2 protein-coding genes are annotated in these 1,327 nt (G+C 48.5%); one reads left to right on the top strand and one right to left on the bottom strand.

The genetic code is table 11. From position 1 onward, the window contains the following. Positions 1–572 (top strand): helix-turn-helix domain-containing protein (locus tag R7P35_RS24665; protein ID WP_318092983.1); only part of this gene is annotated, 572 nt, incomplete at its 5' end. A gap of 99 nt (positions 573–671) precedes the next feature. Here the strand turns inward: R7P35_RS24665 and R7P35_RS24660 are convergent. Further along, positions 672–1,327, bottom strand: a 656-nt coding sequence (locus R7P35_RS24660; RefSeq protein ID WP_318092981.1) for an aminoacetone oxidase family FAD-binding enzyme, incomplete at its 5' end; no start/stop codon positions are given.

Genomic DNA, 1,327 nt, shown 5'->3' with positions numbered 1-1,327 from the left:
TAGAAACTGGCGAATACCGCCCAGTGGGCAGTAATACCGTCCACATCGCCAATACCCGCATCGTCGCGGCGACCAACCGCGATCCTAAAGTCGCGATCGAAGAACAATTTCTACGTGAAGACCTATTTTTCAGGCTATCGCACTTTCCGCTAACCGTTCCACCATTGCGCGAACGTGGCGGAGACATCGTCGGATTAGCCAAACACTTTATTGCGCACCGCAACGCTAACGAATCCAAAACCAAGACGATTCTCGACTCGGCAATCCAAAAAATCGCCATGCACGATTGGCCTGGCAACGTTCGAGAACTCAAGCACACCATCGAGCGAGCGTTCATTCTCGCAGACGATACCATTAAAGATGAACATCTGATTTTCGATACGCCGCCACTAGAAACTGGCACCCGATTAGAAGATATGGTGCCTGCTGGCGTATCGTTAGAAGAGCTGGAAAAAGCCGCTATTCTCAATACGCTTGAAGAGAATCAAGGCAACAAAACGGAATCGGCTCAGGAACTGGGTATCAGCGTTAAAACGCTGTACAACAAGCTCGAAAAGTATCAAGACGAGTAAACACACCGAAAATAGCAAAAGAGCACTGAATTGAATTCAGTGCTCTTTTTCATCGTCTCTTTCTATCTTTGCGTGCCTATCTTTGCGTGCAGCGCTGGATTACACCCACTGACCTGCCACAAAGCCACTCGACCAGCACCATTGGAAGTTATAGCCACCTAACCAACCGGTCACATCCATCACTTCTCCGATGAAGTACAAGCCTTTGATGTTTTTACATTCCATGGTTTTAGAAGACAGGTGATCGGTATCTACACCACCCAAAGTCACTTCCGCCGTGCGGTAGCCTTCGGTGCCATTAGGTGCGATTGACCAGTTTTCTAAACGCTCCACCACGCTAGCAAGCTCTTTCGGGTTGAACTGCTTGAGAGGTTTATCCATCAGCTCTTTACGTTCAATCAGCACTTCCACTAAACGCTTTGGCAGTACTTTTGCTAAGGTATTCTTTAGCGATTGATTTGGATGTTTCTCAAGGCTGCGCTCGAGCAGCAGAGCGATGTCTTCGTTAGGAACTAAGTTGATAGAAACTTTCTGACCCGCTTTCCAGAAAGAGGAAATTTGCAAAACCGAAGGGCCCGATAAGCCGCGGTGAGTAAACAACAGCGCTTCTTTGAACATGGTGCCGTCTTCGGCGGTAATTTCCGCAGGCACAGCAATGCCAGACAGTTCAGCAAAATCTTCTTTGTCTTCTTTGTGCAGCGTAAATGGCACAAGTCCCGCCGTGGTTGGGATTACCGGCAGCCCAAACTGCTCAG

The organism is Vibrio sp. Vb0304 (genome assembly GCF_033338995.1).
GTDB classification, from domain to species: domain Bacteria; phylum Pseudomonadota; class Gammaproteobacteria; order Enterobacterales; family Vibrionaceae; genus Vibrio; species Vibrio alginolyticus.
This window is presented reverse-complemented; position numbering and strand designations above follow the sequence as displayed.